11 protein-coding genes are annotated in these 13,729 nt (G+C 49.5%); 9 read left to right on the top strand and 2 right to left on the bottom strand.

All coding sequences use genetic code 11. The annotated features are described in order from the left end of the window. The first annotated feature begins 2 nt into the window (after nt 1-2). From urtC to urtE, 3 genes are read left to right on the top strand one after another with little or no spacing between them, the layout of a single operon-like run. Nucleotides 3-1,190, top strand: a complete 1,188-nt coding sequence (urtC, locus tag ACJ2PR_RS00135; protein WP_446858448.1) for an urea ABC transporter permease subunit UrtC — start codon at nt 3-5, stop codon at nt 1,188-1,190. A 39-nt stretch (nt 1,191-1,229) separates the two neighbouring features. Continuing rightward, complete coding sequence (gene urtD, locus ACJ2PR_RS00130) at nt 1,230-2,030, top strand: urea ABC transporter ATP-binding protein UrtD (protein ID WP_446858447.1); 801 nt, start codon at nt 1,230-1,232, stop codon at nt 2,028-2,030. Next, nucleotides 2,020-2,718, top strand: a complete 699-nt coding sequence (gene urtE / locus ACJ2PR_RS00125) for an urea ABC transporter ATP-binding subunit UrtE (RefSeq protein WP_446866148.1) — start codon at nt 2,020-2,022, stop codon at nt 2,716-2,718. The genes urtD and urtE overlap by 11 nt, the downstream gene beginning before the upstream one ends. A 159-nt stretch (nt 2,719-2,877) precedes the next feature. Here urtE and ACJ2PR_RS00120 read toward each other — a convergent pair whose 3' ends face one another. Further along, nucleotides 2,878-4,884: an IS1096 element passenger TnpR family protein gene (locus ACJ2PR_RS00120; RefSeq protein ID WP_446875483.1), complete on the bottom strand. Its 2,007-nt coding sequence runs from the start codon at nt 4,882-4,884 to the stop codon at nt 2,878-2,880. Nucleotides 4,885-5,553: 669 nt separating this feature from the next. Here ACJ2PR_RS00120 and ACJ2PR_RS00115 point away from each other — a divergent pair. The 4 genes from ACJ2PR_RS00115 (at nt 5,554) to nudC (ending at nt 9,677) form a co-directional block, all read left to right on the top strand. After that, nucleotides 5,554-5,910 carry a hypothetical protein gene (locus tag ACJ2PR_RS00115; protein WP_446866146.1) on the top strand — a complete coding sequence of 119 codons (357 nt, stop codon included), beginning with the start codon at nt 5,554-5,556 and terminating at the stop codon, nt 5,908-5,910. A gap of 77 nt (nt 5,911-5,987) precedes the next feature. Beyond that, nucleotides 5,988-7,436: an alpha/beta fold hydrolase gene (locus ACJ2PR_RS00110; RefSeq protein WP_446875482.1), complete on the top strand. Its 1,449-nt coding sequence runs from the start codon at nt 5,988-5,990 to the stop codon at nt 7,434-7,436. A gap of 58 nt (nt 7,437-7,494) precedes the next feature. After that, nucleotides 7,495-8,685: an MFS transporter gene (locus ACJ2PR_RS00105; RefSeq protein WP_446875481.1), complete on the top strand. Its 1,191-nt coding sequence runs from the start codon at nt 7,495-7,497 to the stop codon at nt 8,683-8,685. 179 nt (nt 8,686-8,864) lie between these two features. Further along, nucleotides 8,865-9,677, top strand: coding sequence for an NAD(+) diphosphatase (gene nudC, locus ACJ2PR_RS00100; RefSeq protein WP_446875480.1), 813 nt, complete (start codon nt 8,865-8,867; stop codon nt 9,675-9,677). Between the two features lie 173 nt (nt 9,678-9,850). On the opposite strand, the gene rbsK is transcribed toward nudC, so the two are convergent. Further along, nucleotides 9,851-10,777, bottom strand: a complete 927-nt coding sequence (gene rbsK, locus ACJ2PR_RS00095) for a ribokinase (protein ID WP_446875479.1) — start codon at nt 10,775-10,777, stop codon at nt 9,851-9,853. A 199-nt stretch (nt 10,778-10,976) separates the two neighbouring features. Here rbsK and xylB point away from each other — a divergent pair, with 199 nt between their 5' ends. Beyond that, on the top strand, nt 10,977-12,425 hold the full coding sequence (gene xylB, locus ACJ2PR_RS00090) for a xylulokinase (RefSeq protein WP_446875478.1): 1,449 nt from the start codon (nt 10,977-10,979) through the stop codon (nt 12,423-12,425). A gap of 371 nt (nt 12,426-12,796) precedes the next feature. Next, the gene (locus ACJ2PR_RS00085) at nt 12,797-13,453 is read left to right on the top strand and encodes a CAP domain-containing protein (RefSeq protein ID WP_446875477.1); all 657 of its coding nucleotides are present in this window, start codon (nt 12,797-12,799) and stop codon (nt 13,451-13,453) included. Nucleotides 13,454-13,729 lie beyond the last annotated feature (276 nt).

Genomic DNA, 13,729 nt, shown 5'->3' with positions numbered 1-13,729 from the left:
CAATGACAGAAGTAATTGGGCGAATTCGACAAGCTACAAATGTTCCGACTAAGTTGATTGTGACGAGTGGCGTTCTGCTGCTCATTTTGTGCATTTTCCCGCTTGTTGCGGGTGGCTTTCAAACGAACTTGATGGCGAAACTGCTGCTGTTTGGTACGTTGGGGGTTTCGCTTGATCTGGTCTGGGGATTCACTGGAATTCTCAGCTTTGCTCATGGGGTGTTCTTTACCCTGGGCGGCTATGCGATGGCGTATTACCTCAAGCTCAATTTGTCAGCCGCCGCCAACACTTACGGGGGCACCCTGCCTGACTTTATGGTGTGGAATGGACTCAAGGAGCTACCCTGGTTTATTGCACCGCTCCAGTTCTTTCCGATCGCTGCGATCGCAATGGTGGCCGTCCCTGCGGGATTTGCCTACATCATTGGTTGGTTTATCTTTCGCTCTAAAGTCAGTGGGGTATACATCACGATTATTACCCTGGCGATTTCTTCGGCCCTGACGACGTTCTTTGTCAGCCAACAAGCCTACACCGGGGGAACAAACGGGATCACAGATGTCTCAAAGTTAAGCTTGTTTGGGATCGTCGTGCCGCCGCTGGGACTGTACTACATGATTCTATTTTTTGCCGCCTTTGTGATTGCTGGAAGCTGGTGGTTAACTCAATCGAACTTCGGTCTGATTCTGCGATCGATCAAAGAAAACGAGAAGCGGATTTCCTACTTAGGCTATGACGTTGCCAGCTTTAAGATCTTTATCTGGACGCTCTCAGCGGGGATCGCAGGCATCACAGGCGGATTGTTTGTGCCGCTCAACAAGTTTATTTCTCCGGTCTATCTGGCGGTTGCGTTTGGGACTCAGGTTGTCATTTGGGTGGCAGTGGGCGGACGTGGAACGCTGTTTGGGCCAGTGATTGCGGCCATTTTGCTGGGACAGTTACAAAACTCGGTCGATCGCATTACTCAAGATTGGCAGTTAATTGTTGGCATCATTCTCTTGCTGGTGGTGCTGTTTTTACCCGATGGTTTGATGAGCTTGCTTCCCAAAAAGTTTCGCTTTACCGAAGCTAACCGAATGACTAGTTTGATGGGTTCGCGTTCTACTGCGGGGTTTGTACGAGCCAGCTTATTCGATTGGTACACGCCATTAATGGAATTTGTGGATAAGCTTCGCGGACACAACAAACGGTAAGCGGTTTCTCACTCACATAGCAATTAAGGAATACACGCGATGCAAGCAGCCTCCTCGATTTCGAGTTCCACAACCCTGAATTCTGGCGAACCTGTTTTGGCGGTCAAAGATCTCAAAGTTGTGTTTTCAGGCTTCAAAGCGCTCAAAGGCATTGATTTGGAGGTCGGAGATCAAGAGATTGTCACGATTATCGGCCCCAACGGAGCCGGGAAGAGTACGCTACTGGATGCAATCGTGGGCAAGTCTCCCGTTGCGTCAGGTCACGTCTACTATCACGGGCGAGACATTACAAATTACAATCCCTATGACATTGCTCGGATGGGAATTGGGCGTAAGTTTCAAAACCCCAATGTCTACAATGAGCTATCGGTGTTTGAGAATCTTCTTTTGGCGCTCAAAGGCTCACATGGTGTATTTGCGGCAATTCGATCGAAGCTGACCCGCGCTAAGAAAGAAAAGATTGAACAGGTGCTCGATCGCATCGGACTACTCGACAAAGGGTTTGCCAAAGTTTCTTCGCTCTCCCACGGGCAAAAACAATGGGTCGAGATTGGCATGGTCATGGCTCAAGATCCGACTGTTGTCCTACTTGACGAGCCTACGGCTGGCATGACCGCTGACGAAACTTATGCCACAGGCGAGATCATCAAGATTATTGCTCAAACTCATTCGGTTGTCGTGATCGAGCATGACATGGAGTTTGTCAAACAAATTGCTCAACGAATTGTCGTACTGCACCAGGGCGAAAAGTTAGCCGAAGGATCAGTTCAAGAAATTCAGTCAAACGCAAAAGTCATTGAGGTATATCTAGGTCGTGAACAAATCGACAATGCTGCTTGAACTCGCGGATGTCACCGTCTCCTATGACCAGACTCCCGTCTTATTTGGGGTCAATATGACCGTCGAACAAGGTGAAATTGCTTGCATTCTCGGTCGCAACGGAGTGGGCAAAACCACCTTACTGAGAAGTGTCATTGGGTTGAATAAAGTTCTGTCGGGGAGCATTGTTTTTGATGCAGATGAGATTACCAAAGTGTCCACCTTCAAACGGGCCCGCTATGGTATTTCATACATTCCCCAGGGGCGAGAAATTATCCCGTATCTGTCGGTGTTAGACAATCTCAAGCTAGGGATGTCTGCTGCCAAAAAGAAGCTTCGCAAAATTCCCGATGAGATCTTCGAGTTTTTTCCGATGCTCAAGCAGCATCTCAATCGTCAAGGGGGACTACTCAGCGGCGGACAACAACAACAACTGGCGATCGCGCGTGGTTTGATGAGCAATCCCAAAATTATGCTGTTAGACGAGCCGACCGAAGGCATTCAACCGTCGATCGTGCAAGAAATTGAGGAGACGCTCAAACGCATCAATCGCGAAAAAGGCATCACCGTCGTCGTCGTCGAACAAAAGATTGATTTCGCTCGGCAACTCGCTCAAAAGTTTTTCATTATGGAGAAGGGCGCGATCGTGGCTAAGGGCGAGACTTCTCAATTGACAGACGCGCTCGTTCACCAATATCTCACGGTTTAAGTGGTCTGGTCTGCGGGGGCGCTTTTGTTGACGGGCATTCGTTGAAATACGCTCCTTGCGACTTCCTCACAGGTGCAGAACCTCCGAAACGCTTATTTCCAAAGTCCCCCAAAGTTGCACAGTTGGCGAGTAGAAGCGCCAAACACCGCAGCGAACCGATTAAGCTTCTTCGTCCCAATCGGGATATTGCTTGGGCGCGGCACCGTGACTTTCGAGAATCGCACTGTAGCCTTGTCGATCGTCACCCTCAACTTTTTCTAACTGCACATCAAACTCCCACCAGTCGCCAAAATCAAAGACATACAGCATTGACGTTCCCTCAGCGATCGGCAACTCGCCCACCCGCACGTCATCAGTCGAAGGAGACTCCTCGACATAGGGATGAGAAATTTTTACCGATCGACCCACCTGATTTTTGTATTGATACATATCCAAATGATCCTCATCAAAGCCCACCGATTCTAAAATCAAACTGCTTAGATCACTCAGCACTAAATCACTCGAAATCGCCAGCCTGCGCCAGATTTTGCCCAGAGATACCTTAAAGACAAACACGCCCGATCGCCTTTTACGAGTGAGCCTTGCTAGATTGTTTTGCCATTCTGGAAAGTAAGGTTGCAGGACAGGTTGCAGTTCGCCAAAGGGCAGCGTTGGGTTGATTTCCGACTCCCACATCAGACCACTTTCGAGGTAGAAAGGCACAATGACCTGCATCAAAGCATTGCCGATCGCCGTCTTTTGAATGCGCTTAATTCGCCAACCTTTCCCGGTTTCCGGCTTGTCAGAGTCGATCTCCATCATGCCGAATAGCTTAAGCAGTGCCAGATTGTGATAGCCGGGATGATAATTTAATGTCTGCTGATCGGCATAGCGACTAAAGTGTTTCTCTTGAGAAATGAACCGCCAGTCTTGAACACATTGCGTTCCTTCATTGATGTAGCTTCGCTCATCTCCTAGCGTTTCTGAACTTGATCGAATTAACCAGGCTTCTAACAAAGTGAAATAGCGTTCTGTCAAATTTAGACTATTCCAGGACTGCAATAACTCAGGATCGATCACGAGAAAGTGTTTCTTACCACGACCGACTACTTGCCCTAATCCAGTCGTGCGTAATAGCAGATAGAGTGCATTGATCGGCGGATAAGATTTTTGTTGAGGACGCTGAAGATCAATTGCGATCGGATCACTCAGACGTTGATTGAGATCTGCTAAAGCTTTGACTGTTGAAATCAAATGATGTGTTCCACTGACAGGAATTCCATCGCCGATAAACTCTATGAAAGTTTGGAAGTCGCGCACGATCGTTCCCGGTGTTGTTTCGGTGATCGATTGTTGTTTGAGAAGTGCGATCGCTTCCTCGGACAAGGGCGGTAATTCAGAGGCAGTGGCTTCCCACATTGATGTTTGGAGTCCCCGATTAAAGGTATCGCCTGAAGATTCTAGGTTGGGGCGGTCAGAATCGTTGGGGCGACTCCTTGCAGGTTCAAACAGATCATCCGCTTGAGAAAGCATGGCACTTGCCATTGTATTCAGCAGATCATGTAGCTGTTGTTGTGTTGAAGTTGTATTCTCACCGGGGTTTAAGTTCTTCAGCACTTTACCAAACCCAGGCGGCGTGGTTGCTTCTCGAATCTTTTGGTTATGTTGTTCTTGAAACGCCTGCAACCCTTCCTGAGTCGTCATATCAAATCCTGACTCAATGCCTGACATAAAGATGGATTTTGCCATACCAAAGTTATTGGAGTCAGTCATTAATGCTTTAAACTCAGGCTGAATTTTTTTAAGAAAAGTAAGAATTTTAGTTGCATTCGCGTGCTTGTATTGTCGCTTGAGAAACTGCCAAAAAGCCGTCAATTCTGGAATTGCTGTATCTGCCTCATCTGGATTAAGCAACGTCACCTTAGCCGGAAATAACTCTGTGAGAATTAACTCGACATCGCTCTTTTTGAAGTGTGGCAATGTTACCGATCGATAGGAATACCCAAAGTAAAGCAGTTGATGAATCCAACCCCCAAAGGATTCCACATCAGGATGAGCTTTGAGATACGCCTTGCCTTCTGGTGATTCAACCAACTCCTCAACCAGTGTTGCAACGTAGTCATCAAGGCGATCGATCGCTTCATCAAAATCGGTAATAGCATCCAGTTGATAGAGATCTAAAGGCATGAGTGGTTCCTCACAATCGCATTTTCTTTAGGGTACAAATCTGTATGGTACAAAATTGTATGACGAGCGATCGTTTTAGAGGTTAAGAGATGTGAATTGTTTGGTGGAAGCGATCGTACGATGCAAGCTAGACATTAAGAATCGAGAATTAAATAACATCGATATTTGTGATATTTAGACAACGATTTTAGGCGTTGCTGAATCAGGGGATGAATTGCCCCAAAGCGGCGGGAAACCCAAGGTTCAAAGTCCCCCAAAATTGGGGGATTTAGGGGGCGAAAAGCTGGACACTTCTCACAGATTTATCTCTCCGATCAGCAGCGCCCGATTTTATTTAATTCACAATTCTAAACCGATCGGCATTCGATCCAGTCGCTCAACAACGCCCTGCAACATTTACTTGACGTGAGTCAAAATTCCAGATATTCTCTCAAATCAAGGACATCTTTTCGTCACAGGAAAGTTGTCTGGCTGCCCAAAAAATCTAGTCTGTCGCCGCCCCAAGTTGTTAGAAGCAACGAAGGGCAGCTAACCCGCAAGACTGCTGCTGCCAGTCAAGAGGGCTAATGGAGAATTTTATCACTCCTTTGGCTGCTCCGGCTTGTTCTGCTCTTTGGGGCGGCTGGTTTTTTGGGTTTCTTCGGAGACCTAAATTTTGGAGTATCTATCATGGCAGAGCGTCTTTTAAACGCTGGCTTTTGGCTGTGCGATTTTGCCTACGCATTTCTAGAATTGATTCAACGCCGATTCCTTCCCGATTCCATTCCCCGTTTCACCATTACTTCGCTTCGCGTTCCGCTTCAGGATCTCTTACCTGATGTCGCGATTCCTCACGCTGATGATTTTGAAGTGTTGCGTGTGTTGATCATCGGTTCCTCTGACGGTGTAACTGAGACAATCCAAAACCTGCACGTTCGACGATTTGCGAATGCCACAGACTGGAGTCCTCTACTCCCTGCACCCTCGTTTGGCGAAGTGATGAGCATTCTCACTCGACAGCGACGGAAGATGAGGGATGAGGGATGAGGGATGAGGGATGAGGGATGGTCTAATGTCCTCGGCTGATCACTCGCTAAACTAAAACAACTGCACAAATAATCTTCATGAATTGGTTAAAACGCTGGGGTTGGCTGGGGTTGGCGATCGCCCTCATTCTGTCTTCGTGGTGGGGCATTGTTGAGGCGCGATCGGGGTTAGTCGTTCGTTCTTTAGAGCGGGATGGCGTTCCTCTGATCTATATGGCACCCAAACAAGCGACACAAGCGCCTGGAGTCTTGATTGCTCATGGGTTTGCGGGGTCAAAACAACTGATGTTGAGCTATGGGCATGTACTTGCTCATGCAGGCTATGCCACAATGCTGTGGGATTTTGATGGACATGGAGCCAACCCCGCCCCCCTCACCAGATTTGACCTCTCCCAAAACCTGAAAACTGCCCTCAATGTGCTGATTGAACAGCCTGAAGTGAATCGCGATCGCCTGGCGCTACTCGGTCACTCAATGGGCAGTGCAGTTGTCATTCAAGCAGGCGTTGAGGATGTGAATCGGTTTGCGGCGACGATCGCCATTTCTCCTGCTGCTCAGAATGTCAGCCCCAACGCGCCCAAAAATCTGCAACTGCAAATTGGAGCCTGGGAAGGTCGATTAGCTCCCTACACCCAAAAATTGCTGACAGCAGCCGGAGGCGAAAACGCTCAATTTACCGTAGGCAAAGCGCGAGAACTGATCACGGTTCCCAATGTCGAACACATCACCATTTTGTTTAACGCCGTCAGCCATCAGGCGGCTTTACGCTGGTTAGATGCGACCTTTGGGCAACAGATTGAGAGTAGCTATGTCGATCGCCGCATGATCTGGTACGCGCTCCATCTAACCGGATGGCTGATTGTTTTGGGACTGCTTGCCTCTAAATTTGCGTCAGAAACGGTGAATCTCAAGCTGTCTCCGTGGCAAACCTGGGGCGGTTTAGTTACATCATCTGGCGTGGCATCGTTAGGATTGAAGCTTTTAGATCCCGTCGTCTCTTTAGAAAGTTTGGGCGGTGTTCAGGTGGGGGGTGCCGTTGGCGTTTGGTTTTTGATTGCCGGATTGGTGTGGTTAGCGATTCTGTTTCGGTGGCCGCGTTTGAGCAGACGGTCACTGGGTCTGGGTTTTGCGCTGTTTGGGCTGCTTTGGGTGGCGTTTGGGGCGATGGCTCAAGTGGTTTGGCTGCAATGGTGGCTCATTCCGACTCGGTTGGCGGTTTGGTTGCCGATCGCGTTGGCCTGTTTTCCCTGGTTTTTGGCATCGGGAATAGCTCAATCTCAGAGAAGCGCGATCGGACGAGTCGGCTGGTGGTTGACCGAAAGTTTGGTTCTGGTGGCAGGATTCACGCTAGCGATCGTATTTCTGCCAAAGCTAGGATTCATATTTCTTCTACTGCCATTATTCCCAGTATTCTTCGGATTATTTTCCTTCGTAATCAGACGACTAAATGACGTGTGGATCTATGCGATCGGCACAGCGTTGTTTTTTGCGTGGCTGTTGGCGGCTGGCTTTCCCCTCTCTGCCTGATGATAGAACGCGCCTCATTGAGAAACCCTTACGATAGGTCAGTTCTGTTTAGAAGATCATGGCTGCATCTCGTTCAAATTATCCTGCCTGGATTGGCGTTGCCCTTTCGTTTTATGCGTTTATCGCGATCGGCATTGCAGAAGGTGGCTTAGGCGTTTTGTTGCCCTCGATTCTCACGACTTATCAGCTAACTCCCGCAACCGTAACGCTGCTTTTTATCAGTCAGATGTCAGGTTACATAACCGCCGCCTTGACCAGCAGTTTACTGACTAGTCGATTGGGATTGGCGAAAATGATTTGGATGGCCGCGATCGCGCTCACCAGTGCCCTCAGCCTTTACGCGTTTACGACTCATTGGCCCATCATGGTCACAGTCGGACTGCTTCTCGGACTGGGAATCGGACTGATCGACGCAGGGATCAACACCTATATCGCCAGCGATCAGCGCAACGCTAACTTAATGGGAATGCTCCACGCTTTTTATGGAATTGGGGCGCTGTTGGGGCCTACGATCGCGACGACTCTTCTAGCATTGGGGTTGCAGTGGCGACAGATTTATTTAGTGATTGCATCTCTAGTTAGTTTGTTAATCATTGGCATGAGTTGGGCAGTGTTACACCAGTATCAACCGATGATGACTTCTTCTGTTGCTGCCAGCAATTCTAAAACTAGTCTACGTCGTGCGCTAAGAATGCCGATCGTGCTACTCTCTGCTCTGATGCTGCTGATTTACACGGGGGTAGAGGCGTCGATCGGCAGTTGGGCTTACACCGTTCAACACGTCAGCCGAGACATTCCCACCTGGGTCGCAGGCTATAGCGTCAGTGGCTATTGGTTTGGTCTGACAATGGGACGATTAGCCATGGGACAGATGGTGAGATATTGGGGGGCAATTCGCACGATCGACATTTCGCTCACCTTACTGATCATTGGTTTAGTGACCTGGTGGCAATTTCCCGATCAGGGGTGGAGTTTGCCTTTAAGTGGATTTGCGCTGGCTGCTATTTTCCCGACGATTATTTGGCTGATGCCGCAGCGAGTTCCCGCGTCGATCGTTCCCGCAGCGATCGGGTTTTTGGCAAGTATTGCGTCGCTTGGGGCAGCGGCCATTCCTAGTGCAGTGGGTTGGGTCGCCGATCGTGCAGGCTTAGAAGCCATTCCCGTCTCGCTGTTGCCTCTGGCTGTGTTGATGGTGGTAATACATCGTGGGTCAGCACGAGGCGGTGAGAAAGACAGACGTGAAGCCTAAATTCTCTCAGCTTGGCGATTCAAATCGCGGCTATCAAAACAAAGTATGCCTCTGCACACTAAGAAGCGATCGTACCAACTAGTCCACGGAGGTGGACTTCGCTCTAGTAGCCGCGATTTGAATCGCCAGTTTACGAATTTTCTCGGTGTTACCATGAGGGGCGATCGACTCCTACAATCATGCGAACTTTTCTCTCTGGCACTACGCCTCCCCCCGATTCTCAACCTGCTTACTGGTTTGCGTTTGTAGGCAACAAATTGCTGGTACATCTCACAGCAACGGCAAGTGAAATTCCCAAGCTGACGGATCTGAGCGAAATCGGACTCAAACCCATTCGCACCCAGTTTTTAGGAACGCTAGACGGCTCTCCCTGCTACTCTGCGGAACTCGACAAAGCGACCATTGCTCCCCCCGATCTAACCTTTCAAGGACTGCGCGAACTCTACGAAATGGTGGACGAAGATTTGTTCTCGCTGGCAGGTCGAGCCGTGCAGATTATGGAATGGGATCGGACTCATCAATATTGTGGGCACTGTGCGACTCCGATGATTCAGATTGAGTGCGATCGGGCAAAACGTTGTCCTGCTTGTGGATTGGTCAATTATCCGCGCCTGTCTCCTGCGATTATTGTGTTGATTTCTCGTGGTCAAGAAGTGTTGCTGGCTCGTGCGCCTCGATTTCGCAAGTCCATGTACAGCGTGTTGGCAGGCTTTGTCGAACCGGGTGAATCACTCGAAGAAACCGTCGTGCGTGAAGTTCGCGAAGAAGTCGGAATCGAAATCAAAGACATTCGCTACTTTGGTTCGCAGCCGTGGGCTTTTCCCAACTCCTTGATGATCGGATTCACAGCAACGTACGCCAGTGGTGAAATTGTCATCGACCCCAAAGAAATCGCCGAAGCCGCCTGGTTTCACAAACACAACTTGCCAGAAATTCCTTCTAAAATCAGCATTGCGCGTAAGCTCATTGACTATTGGCGGAGTGAGGAGTGATACCAAATCAATTTGTTAATGCTACAGATCCTTCGCTCCCTAAATCCCCCAAAATTGGGGGACTTTGAACCTTGGGTTTCGCTCCGCTTTGGGGCAATTCATCCCCTGATTCAGCAACGCCCAAAATCTTTTCATCCCTCATCCCTCATCCCTCATCCCTCATCCCTCATCCCTCATCCCTCATCCCTTCCCATCAGCTTCATCACCTCCTCCCGATCGGGCAATGCTCCCTGCGCCCCTGATTTTGTCGTCGATAGCGCTCCGGTGGCGGCTCCCCAAGTTACGGCTTCTCGGATGGAATGACCTTCGGCGAGGGCGGCGGCAAGTCCTCCATTAAAGGCATCTCCCGCAGCAACCGTATCGATCGCCTCCACCTCAAAAGCCGGAAAAAAGAAAGCCTCCTCTGACGTTGCACAAAATCCACCTTTGGCACCCAGTTTGAGAATCACCGTTTTGACTCCTCGTTTTTGCAGAACGCTTGCTGCTTCAGAAGTGAGAGAAGGGCTGTCGATCGGAAACCCTACCAATTGTTCCGCTTCCACAGCGTTGGGCGTGATGATGTCAATCAAAGGATACAAATCAAGGGGAATTTCGGATGCAGGAGCCGGATCGAGAATTACCGTAACGCCAGCTTTCTTTGCGGCTTGGGCTGCCAGTTTTACCGCTGCGATCGGGATCTCTAGCTGTAATAACAATGCCGTTGCGTGAGATAAATGAGGGATTAATCGAGTAACATCCTCTTCATTGACGTTCCCATTCGCGCCAGCAATCACGATAATTTGGTTTTCACTGCGATCGTCTACTGCGATTAGCGCCACACCAGAACTCACCGAAGTATCCGTTGAAACATCTTCTGTCTGAATTTTTGCTGCCTTCAACTCATTCAATAAGTTTTCTCCGAACTGATCGCCGCCCACTCGTCCGACCATGATTGCAGGAATTCCCAAGCGAGCGATCGCGACTGCCTGATTCGCCCCCTTTCCACCCGGAACGGTCGAAAACCCCTGTCCCAAAAGTGTTTCTCCTGGAATTGGCAATCGAGGCACTCTGGCAACCAGATCCATATTGATGCTGCCAAATACAATTACCGGATCAGCCATCTCGAATTTTGAACCACAATAAAATTAGGTGTTGCCGAACGATGGTCTGAATTCGCCTCACAATCCCCCTTCTGGAGGCCTCTCGGACTTTCAAAGTCCCCCACTCGTGGGAGATTTAGGGGCCGCTAGAAATGTCGCTTTCCAACGATTCACTGTTATTCAGCCATACCCAAAGTCAGTATGTCACATCCTCAAAATTATGCTGTTAGGAATTGATTTGGGGACAGGTTCAGTCAAAGCGCTATTGATGACGATCGACGGCACTCCGATCGCCCAATCTTCTCATCCCTATCTGGTCAATGCGCCTCACCCTGGATGGGCCGAAACGAATCCCGAAGATTGGTGGTCAGCCGTTGCGATCGCCGTCAGAAAGGCCGTTCAAAATCGGGGCAATCAGATTCAAGCGATCGGGCTATCAGGACAGATGCACGGAGTCGTTTTGAGTGATGCCAACAGTCAGCCGTTGTACCCTGCGATTCTTTGGGCAGACACGCGCGCGAGTGAGCAGTTGTATCGATATCATGCGATCCTCGACCTACAAAATCGCCTCGCCAATCCCATCACCACAGGCATGGCTGGCACCAGTTTGCTCTGGCTACAAAAACACGAATTTGCGCTGTACACCATCGCTCGCTGGGCCTTCCAACCCAAAGACTGGCTGAGATTTCGCCTCACGGGAACCGCCACCGCCGAACCTTCAGACGCTTCTGGAACGCTGCTGTTTGATCTGTTGAGCGATCGCTGGTCTACTTCAGTTTTGGATCGACTCAACCTCCGCTCAGACTGGTTGCCCCCCTTGATCGCGTCTCACAACATCGCAGGCTATCTCACACCCGCAGCCGCTGCATCTTTGAATTTGCCGATCGGCCTTCCCGTCATCTCAGGGGCCGCAGATACCGCCGCCGCCTTATTGGGAAGTGGCTTACTCGACCCTGGAATCGTTCAACTCACGATCGGCACCGCTGCCCAAATTGCCACCCTGCGATCTGAGCCGATTCCCCACCCCCACTACCACACCCATCTCTATCGATCGGCATTGCCTGATCAGTGGTATGCCCTGGCTGCTTTGCAAAACGCCGGACTCGCCCTGGAATGGGTACGAAATCTGTTGAGCATGAGTTGGTCAGAAGTTTACGCAGAGGCTTTTACGGTGTCTCCAGGCTGCCAAGGACTGACGTTTTTACCCTACCTGACCGGAGAGCGCACGCCTCATCTTGATCCCCATGCGCGAGGAAGCTGGGTTGGACTGGGCTTGCACCACACGCGATCGCACCTGATGCGGGCTGCTTTAGAAGGGGTCGCTTTTTCGCTGCGTCAGGGATTGAATGCACTACGAGAAACTGGGATCACACCCACTTCACTACGACTGGCTGGCGGCGGCACGATCGAGCCTGCCTGGAAACAGCTTTTAGCTGACATTCTGCAATTGCCCCTTCACCCTGTCACCGTTACGGCAGCTTCTGTACGAGGAGCGGCCATTCTCGCAGGGCTGAGAACTGGAACTTACACCTTTGCCACGGTTCCAAAAATGGTGGTTGCTCTTGAAGAAATTCTTCCCAAACCGCCAAACTCTGAGTTAGAAGCTGCCTGGCATCGATATGAGTCGCTGTATCCCTCGTTACGAGACTGGAGATTAGAAAACCACTAGCCTGTCGAGGATTTGTCGTCTGCCTGAATGTAGATCTCGTGGTTGACGATCGTGAGAAAAAATGTATCTTTCAGCAATTGCAAAGTTTAGATGAAGTGTGTCCGCACAGTGTCAACATTTGTTGATAAAAATATAGTCCGTAGTAATTCCTAATTCTCTCAAAGCCACCTAAAAACCGTTAGTTTCTGCCGTTCCAGGGAAAACTTCAGACGTAGAAACAGAGGTTGACATTATCACTGACTTCGGAAAAAATGCGGTTGGAATTCTCTTCTTGCAGTGTGTTTCCCGATCGTCTAACAGCATCGCTTCTCAATCAGAACTGATGAAGTGAGTCGCCCTCTGACTGCTGTTGTCACTACCCGGAAATTGACATGAATTTAACCCAATATTGGTCGGGCGCAGGGGTCGTTGCGTCCCTAATTTCGCTTGCTTTAATTTCCCCCACTACGGCGCAGGTAACTGCCCGAAAGTCTGGAGGCGAAGTGTGCCAAAAGCAAAAAGTTTTGTTGGCGGCGGCTTGCGATGGCGATGATCTAGAACCCGAAGAAGCCAAGCTCTACCAGTTGGTCAACCAGTACCGCGCGCAACATAATTTGCCACCGATCCCGCTCTCAAAGTCCCTGACATTGGTTGCCAACCGCCACGCCCAAGACCTTGCAGAAAATCTAGACAAGCTCACTCATAGCTGGAGCAACTGCGCCTTTGATGCCCACGATGCCCAAACTTATCCTTGTATGTGGTCAGCCCCACAGCGGCTAAAAACGGCTTATCCCAGCTACGGGTTTGAGAATGCCTACATCAGTTATGGAGAAAATGTCACCGCTGAGAAAGCCTTTAAGGGATGGCAAGATCACACCGCGCACAATGATGTGATGCTCAATCAAGAACGCTGGAAAGCAATGAAGTGGAACGCTGTAGGAGTTGCTGTCTACAAACACTACGCTGTAATGTGGTTTGGTCAAGATACCGATCCCGCAGGCCTGCCAACCAAGATTGAGACAGTTTCTATAAAAAGACCTGGACAATAGACTGAACTCTAGACTTCTTCAAAAAGTTGATGTTAGATCCCTGGCTTCTTCAAAAAGTTGGGGATCTTTTAGCAGAGATTCTGACATCTCATTAAAACCCCAAATTTAACCAGGTAGGGTGTGTTGAGTTAGTGCAACGCACCATCAATGCTTGAAATCTACACAGGACGATTCTATTTAGATCTATTTAGACGATCGTTAGAAATGCACCCCTAACGTCTGAAATCAGGGTGTCTCGCGTAGCTCACACCCTACATAGAACGATTTTGTTTAACA

The sequence above is a fragment of the Phormidesmis sp. 146-33 genome, assembly GCF_052939515.1.
The sequence above is the reverse complement of the archived record's forward strand: the minus strand, read 5'-3'. Positions and strand labels throughout refer to the sequence as shown.

Excerpts from the sequence above, each read along its gene's own strand:
- ACJ2PR_RS00120 (WP_446875483.1), bottom strand. The coding sequence starts at position 4,884 with ATGCCTTTAGATCTCTATCAACTGGATGCTATTACCGATTTTGATGAA.
- xylB (WP_446875478.1), top strand. The coding sequence starts at position 10,977 with ATGCTGTTAGGAATTGATTTGGGGACAGGTTCAGTCAAAGCGCTATTG.
- urtC (WP_446858448.1), top strand. The coding sequence starts at position 3 with ATGACAGAAGTAATTGGGCGAATTCGACAAGCTACAAATGTTCCGACT.
- ACJ2PR_RS00105 (WP_446875481.1), top strand. The coding sequence starts at position 7,495 with ATGGCTGCATCTCGTTCAAATTATCCTGCCTGGATTGGCGTTGCCCTT.
- nudC (WP_446875480.1), top strand. The coding sequence starts at position 8,865 with ATGCGAACTTTTCTCTCTGGCACTACGCCTCCCCCCGATTCTCAACCT.
- urtE (WP_446866148.1), top strand. The coding sequence starts at position 2,020 with ATGCTGCTTGAACTCGCGGATGTCACCGTCTCCTATGACCAGACTCCC.
- ACJ2PR_RS00115 (WP_446866146.1), top strand. The coding sequence starts at position 5,554 with ATGGCAGAGCGTCTTTTAAACGCTGGCTTTTGGCTGTGCGATTTTGCC.
- rbsK (WP_446875479.1), bottom strand. The coding sequence starts at position 10,777 with ATGGCTGATCCGGTAATTGTATTTGGCAGCATCAATATGGATCTGGTT.
- urtD (WP_446858447.1), top strand. The coding sequence starts at position 1,230 with ATGCAAGCAGCCTCCTCGATTTCGAGTTCCACAACCCTGAATTCTGGC.
- ACJ2PR_RS00085 (WP_446875477.1), top strand. The coding sequence starts at position 12,797 with ATGAATTTAACCCAATATTGGTCGGGCGCAGGGGTCGTTGCGTCCCTA.
- ACJ2PR_RS00110 (WP_446875482.1), top strand. The coding sequence starts at position 5,988 with ATGAATTGGTTAAAACGCTGGGGTTGGCTGGGGTTGGCGATCGCCCTC.